Annotated in this window: 8 protein-coding genes; 3 read left to right on the top strand and 5 right to left on the bottom strand. The window is 66.7% G+C overall.

Features of this window, described 5'->3' with window-relative positions:
- Positions 1-395 precede the first annotated feature (395 nt).
- From ACIQ3R_RS11650 to ACIQ3R_RS11660, 3 genes are read left to right on the top strand one after another with little or no spacing between them, the layout of a single operon-like run.
- Positions 396-1,805: a circularly permuted type 2 ATP-grasp protein gene (locus tag ACIQ3R_RS11650; protein WP_397418660.1), complete on the top strand. Its 1,410-nt coding sequence runs from the start codon at positions 396-398 to the stop codon at positions 1,803-1,805.
- Positions 1,802-2,749 (top strand): alpha-E domain-containing protein, encoded by a 948-nt coding sequence (locus tag ACIQ3R_RS11655; protein ID WP_397418647.1) that lies wholly within the window; start codon positions 1,802-1,804, stop codon positions 2,747-2,749. Before ACIQ3R_RS11650 ends, ACIQ3R_RS11655 begins: the two co-directional genes overlap by 4 nt.
- Before the next feature lie 16 nt (positions 2,750-2,765).
- The gene (locus ACIQ3R_RS11660) at positions 2,766-3,758 is read left to right on the top strand and encodes a transglutaminase N-terminal domain-containing protein (RefSeq protein WP_397418649.1); all 993 of its coding nucleotides are present in this window, start codon (positions 2,766-2,768) and stop codon (positions 3,756-3,758) included.
- A 48-nt stretch (positions 3,759-3,806) separates the two neighbouring features.
- Here the strand turns inward: ACIQ3R_RS11660 and ACIQ3R_RS11665 are convergent, their stop codons facing one another.
- From ACIQ3R_RS11665 to pstC, 5 genes are all read right to left on the bottom strand, one after another.
- The gene (locus ACIQ3R_RS11665; protein ID WP_397418651.1) at positions 3,807-4,985 is read right to left on the bottom strand and encodes an FAD-dependent oxidoreductase; all 1,179 of its coding nucleotides are present in this window, start codon (positions 4,983-4,985) and stop codon (positions 3,807-3,809) included.
- 354 nt (positions 4,986-5,339) lie between these two features.
- Positions 5,340-6,008 carry a phosphate signaling complex protein PhoU gene (gene phoU, locus ACIQ3R_RS11670; RefSeq protein ID WP_397418653.1) on the bottom strand — a complete coding sequence of 223 codons (669 nt, stop codon included), beginning with the start codon at positions 6,006-6,008 and terminating at the stop codon, positions 5,340-5,342.
- 6 nt (positions 6,009-6,014) lie between these two features.
- A complete protein-coding gene (gene pstB, locus ACIQ3R_RS11675) occupies positions 6,015-6,806 on the bottom strand; it encodes a phosphate ABC transporter ATP-binding protein PstB (RefSeq protein ID WP_397418654.1) in 792 nt (263 codons plus the stop codon).
- Between the two features lie 36 nt (positions 6,807-6,842).
- On the bottom strand, positions 6,843-7,760 hold the full coding sequence (pstA, locus tag ACIQ3R_RS11680) for a phosphate ABC transporter permease PstA (RefSeq protein WP_397418656.1): 918 nt from the start codon (positions 7,758-7,760) through the stop codon (positions 6,843-6,845).
- A partial coding sequence (pstC, locus tag ACIQ3R_RS11685) for a phosphate ABC transporter permease subunit PstC (protein WP_397418658.1) occupies positions 7,761-8,624 on the bottom strand: 864 nt, incomplete at its 5' end.

The following is an 8,624-nucleotide window of genomic DNA, read 5'->3' on the forward strand; positions in this document are numbered from 1 at the left end:
TCGGCCACGCCCACGGCGCGAATGATCACCTCGCGCAGCGCCGCGTCCATCTCGCCCTGAACATCCGCCCGAGGTTCCGACCGCACGGGACCGCCCACACAGGCGGCGGCGGCGACGGCGGCGAAGAGCAATCGACCCAAGCTCGAATCCTCGTGGCGCCCCTCTGGCCGGGTGTAGCCGCGCGGCCGCCGCCTGTCATCCGGCCCGGGCGATAGATCGCGGCGCCCAAAAACTAGGCGCCGAGCCGCGAATGCAGGCGAACCGCTTCCGGCCGGGGCGCAAGCGTCCTACACGTTCTCGCCAGAGCCAATCGGAAAGGCCCGAGCCCGCACGTGAGCGTCAACCTGGAGGAGCCTAAATCTGCGGCGGGCGCGCCGCCTGGACCCTATGACGAGATGCGGTCCCCTTCGGGCGATGTCCGCGCGCACTACGGCTCCCTTGACGCGCGCCTGGCGACCCTCACGCCCGAGGAACTGGCCGATCGCCAGCGGACGCAGGAACGCTTCTTCCTACTCCAGGGCATCACCTTCACCGTCTACGGCGCCGAGAGCTCCACCGAACGGATCATCCCCACCGACATCCTGCCCCGCATCATCCCGGGCGCGGAATGGGCGCGCATCGAAGCCGGCCTCACCCAGCGTCTCCGCGCGCTCAACATGTTCCTGGCTGACATCTACTCCGAGCAGCAGATCCTGATGGACGGCGTGGTGCCCCGCGATCTGGTCCTTCAGGCGCCCTCCTACCGGCGCGAGATGCAGAACCTCTATGTGCCGCACCAGGCCTACGCCAATGTCTGCGGCTCAGACCTGATCCGCCAGGAGAACGGCGAGTTCGCGGTGCTGGAGGACAACCTCCGCGTCCCCTCCGGCGTCTCCTACATGCTAGCCAACCGTGAGGCGTCCAAGCGCGTGTTCCCCGGCACCTTCCGGGGCGCCGGCGTCCGCTCCATCGACCGCTATCCCGACCTGCTGCTCGCCACACTGAAATCCATGGCCGCCGACTGGCGACCCAACCCCCAGGTCGTGGTGCTGACCCCAGGGGTCTACAATTCCGCCTACTATGAGCACGCCTATCTCGCCCGCCTGATGGGCGCGCCGCTGGTCGAGGGCCGCGACCTCGTGGTGCACGACAACATGGTCTACATGCGCACCACCACGGGCCTGCGCCGGATCGACGTGATCTACCGACGCGTCGATGACGACTTCATCGATCCGCTGACCTTCCGCCGCGACTCGTCGCTGGGCGCAGCCGGCCTGTTCAACGCTTACCGGGCGGGCAACGTGGTCATCTGCAACGCACCCGGCACCGGCGTCGCCGACGACAAGGCGGTCTACGCCTATGTGCCGGAGATCATCCGCTACTACCTGGGCGAGGACGCCATCCTGCCCAATATCGAAACCTACCTCTGCCGCGAGCCATCGCAGCTCAGCCACGTGCTGGCCAATCTGGACAAGCTGGTGGTCAAGGCGGTCGGTGCGTCCGGGGGCTACGGCATGCTGGTCGGGCCCCACGCCACCCAGGCCCAGCGTGAGGAGTTCGCCGTGGCGCTGCGGGCGGACCCTTCCAACTATATCGCCCAGCCGACCATCCAGCTTTCGACCGCGCCTTGCCTGATCGACCACGCGGTCGAGGCCCGCCATGTGGACCTCCGGCCCTTTATTCTCTCAGGCGAGAAGATCGTGGTCACGCCGGGCGCCCTGACCCGCGTGGCGCTGAAAAAGGGCTCTCTGGTGGTCAATTCAAGCCAGGGCGGCGGCTCCAAGGACACCTGGGTTCTCTCCGATGGAAAGGGCGACAAGTCATGATGCTCGCCCGGGTCGCCGACAGCCTCTACTGGATCGGCCGTTATGTAGAGCGGGCGGAGCACATGTGCCGGCTCTCTGACGTCATGCTCAACGCAACCCTCGACCGTTCGGATTCCGCAACCCAGGTGGCGCGCATCGCGCTGGCCGCGGTCGGCGATCCCAACGTCGCCAAGGCCAAGAGCCCCTACGATGCGGCGCTGGCCCTGGCGCTCGACCGCTCCGACGAGAGCTCGATCTACTCTTCCATCGCCCGGGCGCGGGAAAACGCCCGCCAGGTGCGTGACCAGATCACCACCGAGACCTGGGAGCGGCTCAACCTCATCTATCTGAGGATGAACGATCCTGACGCGGCCAAGGACTTCGCCGACGGCTCCCAGCTCTTTCTGCACGACACCATCGCTGACCTTCACCTGTTCAAGGGGGCCGGCGACGCCACCATGAGCCACGGCGAGGGTTGGAGCTTCCTCCTGTTAGGGGTCTATCTCGAACGCGCCCAACGGATCGGCTCGTTGCTCGAGGTGGTGTTCGGAGATTCGCGCTCGCGGCGGGTCACCAACGACCATTTCGCGCTCACCAGCGTCCTACGCATGGGCTGCGCACTGGAACCCTATCTGCGGGTCTACACAGCCGAGATCCACGCCCGCTTCATCCTGGAATTCCTGACACTGGACGAAGATTTTCCTCGTTCGATCCGCTTCTGCGCCCAGGAAATCGAAAGCCACCTCGCCGCGATCATCCGCCACTCCGGCCTCGCCGGCAGTGTCGGCCCTGACCGGCTGGCCGGGCGACTTCGAGCGCGCATGCAGTACGCCGATATGGATGAACTCGAGGCCCAGGGCCCCAGCGCCTTCCTCAAGACCGTGCTGGACGAGTGCGCCGCCATTCACGCCAGCCTCTACGACACCTTCGTCGCCTATCCGCTCGAAGACCGCCTGCCCGCCTGAAGGAGGCGCCCCCGCCGTGCTGCTCGAGATCCGCCACGTCACCCGCTACGAGTACGTCCAGCCCGTGCGCGAAAGCGTCATGGAAGTGTGGATGCAGCCGCAGAAGAGCGCCCGCCAGCGGCTGGTCAGCTTCGATCTCGACCTCGATCCGCCGGCTCAGGTGTTCTCCTACCCGGACACGTTCGGCAACGCCGTCTACCACTTCGACGTGCCCCAACCGCACGATCGCCTGACCATCACGGCACGATCGGCGGTCGAAACCGAGGTCCCGCCGGAGATTCCCGCCCGGCTCGACATGGGCGAATGGGACCGCCTCGCTTCAGACTCGCTGCGCGGTGACAACTTCGACTATCTGCATGCCCACGGATTCGCGCGCGGCAGCCCCGAACTGGACGCCTTCATTAACGGAATGGGCCTTTCCGACTACAAGCACCGCGATCCGCTGAGCGCGGTGCGCGCGCTCTCGGAACTGATCTACGGCGCCTTCGCCTATGAAACCGGCGTCACGCGCGCCGATAGTCCCATCGAGGACGTGCTGCGCGCCGGCAAGGGGGTCTGCCAGGACTTCGCACACCTGATGATCGCGGTGTGCCGGGGCTGGGGCCTGCCGGCTCGATACGTGTCAGGCTACCTCTTCACCGACCGCCGCCACCCAGATCGATCCGACCCGGACGCCTCTCACGCCTGGGTCGAGGTCTTCCTCCCCAGCCTGCGCTGGGTGGGGATCGATCCGACCAACAACACCTTCGCCACGGAACGCCATGTCATCTGCGCGGTCGGCCGCGACTACCGCGACGTGCCGCCCTCGCGAGGAGTCTTCAAGGGCGACACCGTCAGCCAGCTCTCGGTCGGCGTGTCGGTTCGCCGCGCCCGCGCCGCGCTCAGCGACCCTGAGTTCCTGCGCGTCGCCGGCCACTCCCCTCGCCAGGGGCCCGGCTCCCGCCGCGCCCCGACCGGCGCCGAAGCCCGCCACCAGCAACGCCTGCACCAGATGCAACAACAGCAGTAGGACTGCCGCCGTCCGTTATCGGGTCCGTTGACGTCTCGAAGATCCTGATCAGCCCGGCCGCGTGCGGAACAGGCTGGCGATCGTCGTCACCGCCGTGTCGGACTCCGCCCGGTCCGGCGCCTCGTTTGCGTCGTTGAAGCCGTAGGATTCGTCCGACCCCGTCACCTGCACGCCAATACCGTCACGACGTCCGACGGTCGCCACGCCTTGGTACGTAACCCCATAGTTCACATCGGACTGCGGAATCAGCCAGGCGATCTGGCCGCGCACCGGGACCACGCTCTCGTCCTTCCAGAGCGCGCGGGCGCCGTAGCCTGTACAGTTGATGATCACCTTCTCCCTCAGCGTCGCCAACTGGGCCGGCGCCATGAACTCCATCAGCTCGAAACGACCGCCGGCGATCAGGAAGTCGTTCATCAGGGTGTGGCCATAGGCGGCGATGTTGAACATCGGCAGGCTGGCCCGCCGCACATAGGGCGCGGGAAACGGATGCTCGCCGGGCTCCAGTGGAACGGGTCGCGGCGTCAGGTCGCGAATCCGCTCGCCATAGTGGGCGAACCCCATCGGGTCCGGCGGCGCGGCGGGCGGCGTGTTCGAGATCATGTAGCGGGTGGTCCATTCCACCGGCGCGTCGGCCAGGCCCAGATACTGCTGGTGAATGCGGAACGACCGGCGCGTCATGTCCTCCCACTGCGCCGCGAACCCGGCATCGACCGAGCCCGCCAGCGCGATGCGACTGTCGGGTGACCAGACACCGGTCGCGCGCGCCGAGCGGGCGTCGAGCAGGCGTTCCTTGGCGTAGATCGTCACCCGCGCGCCAGCCCGCTGCGCCACCGTGGCGGCGGTCAGACCCAGGGCGCCGCAGCCGATCACCGCCACGTCGCGGGCGCCGCCCGCCAACGCCGTCTTCACCGCGATCTGCGCTGAGCCCCAGCCCAACGACCAGCCCGACCCGCCGTGGCCGTAGTTGTGCACCACCAGCTTGTCGCCCACCATCTCGGCGTCGAGCCTCGGACCCGCCGCCCGGAACGGCCGCAGGCACAACGTCACCCCCATGATCCGGTCCGGCCGCGCATCGATGGGCGCCAGCGGCGGGGACGCCCGGAACCCCGGCGAGACGGCTCGGCCCGCCGTCGCGCAGCCTCCCAGAAGGCCCACCCCGCCCAGGGCAACGCCGGTCTTCAACAGCCGTCGACGGTCTGCGAGCGGGATGTCAGGGAGAGCCATTGACCAACCTCCGCCGCACTCAGGAGCAGCGCAACCCTTTATCCAGCTTGGGATTGCGCCTTTCGCTCGGCGCCTCATTTCACCTCCCCCGCGACCTGTCCGCCCAAGCCTTGCCGAAGGTGTGAGCGGCGGGACGTAGGGATCTCCATTATGTTCTTGTTTCGTGCTTTACATCGGCTTCGGATTGCGCTACATTCGCGTACTCCGGACTCAAACGACTTGCACCGCCAAGCCCGCCCATCCCTTTGTCAGGGATCGCCTCTCTATGCCCGTCGCCCCCTATGCGCGCGCATGGGCGCGCGCGCAGGAAAGCCCAATCGGTCCTATTCGAGGCATTGGGGCATTCGCCCGCCCCTACCCCTTCGGGCGATCTGCGAGGTCCTGGCCGGTGATCTGGTAGTGCACCAGTTCGGCGATGTTGGTGGCGTGATCGCCGATCCGCTCGAGGTTCTTGGCGATGAACAGCAGGTGAGCCCCGTCGGCCACCGCCTCCGACGTGGCGGTCATCCGGCTGATGATGTCGCGCAGCACCGCCTCGTGGCGTTCATCGATCTCGGTGTCGCTGGCCCACACTGTATAGGCGCCCTGGGCGTCGTCGCGGCGATAGGCGTCGACCACAGCCGCCAGCCGGGCGGCCGCCATTCGGCCCAGCCCGCCGATCATCTCGGCCTGGTCAGCCGGCGCGCCAGCGTCCATCCGCGCCACGCGTTTGGCGATGTTCTTGCCGAGATCCCCGCAGCGCTCAAGCTGAGTCGAAATCTTCATCGCCGCGACCACCCGACGCAGGTCGTCGGCCACTGGCTGCCGCAGCGCGATGAACTTGACCGCCCGGCGCTCGATCTCGGCATCCTGCAGGTCAAGCGCGTCGTCGCCCCGGATGACCTTCTGAGCGGTGACCTGGTCGTGGCTGACAAACACGTCGATGGCGCTGCGCACCTGGGCCACCGCCAGATCGCCCATGGCCGCGAGGTCATGGCCCAGCCCGGCCAGCTCCGCATCGACCGCCTTCAGGGTGTGTTCCATGCCGTCCTACCCGTAGCGCCCGGTGACATAGTCCCGGGTCTGATCGGCCTGAGGATTGGTGAAGATCGTCTCGGTCTCGTTGAACTCCACCAGCTTGCCGAGGTGCATGAAGGCGGTGTGGTGCGATATGCGCGCCGCCTGGCCCATATTGTGGGTGACGATCACCACCGTCACCTGCTCGGCCAGATCCGAGATCAAGGTTTCGATCTTGGCGGTGGCGATGGGGTCCAGCGCCGAGGTCGGCTCGTCGAGCAGCAGCAGCTTGGGTTCCGGCGCCAGCGCGCGGGCGATGCAGAGGCGCTGCTGCTGGCCGCCCGAAAGCTCATAGGCCGGCTTCTTCAGCCGGTCCTTGACCTCGTCCCAGATCGCCGCCTGTTTCAGCGCCGTCTCCACCCGGCCGTCCACCTCGCTCCGATTACGGATGCCGCGCACGTAGAGTCCGGAGGCGACATTCTCATAGATGCTCTTGGGGAACGGGTTCGGCTTCTGGAACACCATCCCCACCATCAGCCGCACGAGGATCGGGTCGACGCCCTTGCCGACCAGGTTCAGACCCTCGGGCAGCAGTTCCAGCGCGCCTTCGTAACGGACGCCCGGATAGAGATCGTGGATGCGGTTGAAACAGCGGAGCAGCGTGCTCTTGCCGCAACCTGACGGGCCGATGATCGCGGTCACCTGCTTGTCGTGGATCGGCATGGAGACGTCGTAGAGCGCCTGGAACTTGCCGTACCAGAAACTCAGGCCCTCCGCGCGGGCGCGGATCGTCGCCTCCGAGCCGAGCGGCGAAGTGGTGGTCACGGCGGGCCTCCTGGCATTCATCGCCTCATTCATCGGTCAGGTCCGCACGGCTTTGCGCAGACGATAGCGCAGGTAGATCGCGAAGCCGTTCATCAACAAGGTCATGGTCAGCAGGACCACACCGGTGGCGGCGGCGTTTTCATGGAAGGCTTCCTGCGGCCGCGAAACCCAGTTGTACATCTGGATCGGCATCACGCTGAAGGGCGAGGCGAGCCAGTCGAAGTTCAGCCAGGGCGGGTCGGCGCTTACCGGCGAGGGCGGCAGGAAGGCGATATAGGTCAGGGCTCCGATGGTGATGATCGGCGCGGTCTCGCCAATGGCGCGGCTCAGGCCGACGATCGCGCCGGTCAGGATGCCCGGCCGGGCGCTCGGCAGGATGTAGCTCCACATCACCTGCCAGCGGTTGGCGCCGATGCCGTAAGCGCTCTCGCGCAGGCCCGCCGGCACGGCCCGCAGCGCTTCGCGCGTCGCCACGATGACGATCGGCAGGATCAGCAACGCCAGCACCATGCCGCCCACCAGCACGGTCGGCCCCATGCCCAGCGCATAGACGAAGAAGCCCAGCGCCAGGAGGCCGTAGATGATCGAGGGCACCCCGGCCAGGTTGCTGACATTGATCTCGATGGCGTCGGTCAGGGCGTTCTTGGAGGCGTATTCTTCCAGATAGAGCCCAGCCCCCACGCCCAGTGGAACAGCGAAACAGGCCGTTACGATCATCACCAGGGTCGTGCCCACCCACGCAGAGAGAATCCCCGCTTCGGCCGCGCGGCGCGAGGGGAAGCTGGTCAGGAACTGCCCGTCGACCCGGCTGAGGCCATCGGTCAGCAGATCGCCGATCAGGGTGAGCAAAAGACCCATCACCACGACCAGGGCGAAGATGCCCAGCACGCCGAACACCAGATCCTGGCGGCGCTTGCCTTGAACCAGGGCTTCGGCGGGCTTCATGGCAGCCATCTAGTAGGCCTCCCGGAAGCGCCGGCGGAGCCAGAAACCCAGCAGATTGAAGATCAGAGTGATCACGAACAGCGTCAGGCCAGCCGCGAAAATCGTCGCGTAGGGCAGAGAGCCGTGCGGGAGATCGCCAAGGCTCATCTGCACGATATAGGCGGTGATGGTGGCGGCGCCCTCACGCGGGTCGCCGGTCAGGTTGGGGTTTTGCCCGGCCGCGATGGCCACAACCATGGTCTCGCCCACCGCCCGCGCGAAGCCCAGCAGGTAGGCTGCGGTGATGCCGGAGAACGCGCCAGGAATGATCACCATGGTCGCCATCTGGACCCGGCTCATGCCGATCGCAAAGGCACCTTCGCGCAGCGACATGGGCACAGCGCGCATGGCGTCTTCGCTGATCGAGACCACATAGGGCAGGATCATCACGCCCAGCACTAGGCCCGGGATCAGCAGATTGAAGCCCGAAAGTCCGGGGATGAATTGTTTGGCCAGCGGCGTCAGAAACAGCAGCGCGAAGTAGCCGAACACCACGGTGGGCACGGCCGCAAGCATCTCCAGCACCGGCTTCAGCGCCTCGCGCACCGAGGCGGGCGCGAACTCGCTGAGATAGATCGACAGCACCAGGCCCAGCGGGGTCGCCACCAACATAGCGATCCCCGCCGCCCAGAACGTAGCGCTGAGCAGCGGGAGGATCCCGTAGCGGGCCTCTGTGAAAACCGGCGTCCACTCGGTGTCGGTCAGGAACGTCCAGAGCGGCACAGCCCGGAAAAACGGGAGTGACTCGGTCACCAGCACCCAGACAATGGCCGCTGTGATGAACACCGAAAGCGCGGCGCAGGCGAACAAAACCCCCTGCATCAACGAGGCCAT

The sequence above is a fragment of the Phenylobacterium sp. genome (assembly GCF_044371015.1).
Classification (GTDB): Bacteria; Pseudomonadota; Alphaproteobacteria; order Caulobacterales; family Caulobacteraceae; genus Phenylobacterium.

Bases quoted from the DNA above. Each gene is read 5' to 3' on its own strand.
- ACIQ3R_RS11650 (WP_397418660.1), top strand. From the start codon at position 396: ATGCGGTCCCCTTCGGGCGATGTCCGCGCGCACTACGGCTCCCTTGAC.
- ACIQ3R_RS11655 (WP_397418647.1), top strand. From the start codon at position 1,802: ATGATGCTCGCCCGGGTCGCCGACAGCCTCTACTGGATCGGCCGTTAT.
- ACIQ3R_RS11665 (WP_397418651.1), bottom strand. From the start codon at position 4,985: ATGGCTCTCCCTGACATCCCGCTCGCAGACCGTCGACGGCTGTTGAAG.
- phoU (WP_397418653.1), bottom strand. From the start codon at position 6,008: ATGGAACACACCCTGAAGGCGGTCGATGCGGAGCTGGCCGGGCTGGGC.
- pstA (WP_397418656.1), bottom strand. From the start codon at position 7,760: ATGGCTGCCATGAAGCCCGCCGAAGCCCTGGTTCAAGGCAAGCGCCGC.